Genomic DNA, 435 nt, shown 5'->3' with positions numbered 1-435 from the left:
CCGCGTCGCCCCTGGCGTTGCGGCTGTGGTCATGACAGTCAACCCACCGGATACCCGAACACGATGAGGATAGGCATCTCCGTGCTGACCCACGCCGGCCAGAGCATCTGGGAAAACGGTCTTGGTCAGAACGTCTTTTACTTCGTGCAGCTGTTGCGCACGCTGCCGTTCGTCACCGGCATCGTGCTGCTCAACTGCGGCGACCAGTCCAGCGTGGCCGCGGAAGCGCAGGCGCTCGCCGACGGCTTGCCGCTCGTCGCGCCACGCGATCTGGATGAGCCGCCGGACGTGGTGTTCGAAATGGGCGGCGGTCTCGACGTCGAATGGCTCGACTACGTGCGCGCACGCGGCTCGAAGGTGGTGTTCTTCTGCTGCGGCCAGCCGTATGTGGGGCTCGTCGAGCCCAGCGTCTTCGCACGCGGCGGGTATTTCACG

The 435-nt window shown here is 65.5% G+C and carries 1 protein-coding gene; it reads left to right on the top strand.

Translation table 11 applies throughout. From position 1 onward, the window contains the following. Window positions 1-81 precede the first annotated feature (81 nt). Window positions 82-435, top strand: a 354-nt coding sequence (locus PXJ20_RS32990) for a DUF2827 family protein (protein WP_421057523.1), incomplete at its 3' end; no start/stop codon positions are given.

This window comes from Paraburkholderia sp. A1RI_3L (assembly GCF_048957895.1).
GTDB lineage: Bacteria > Pseudomonadota > Gammaproteobacteria > Burkholderiales > Burkholderiaceae > Paraburkholderia > Paraburkholderia kururiensis.
The sequence above is the reverse complement of the archived record's forward strand: the minus strand, read 5'-3'. Positions and strand labels throughout refer to the sequence as shown.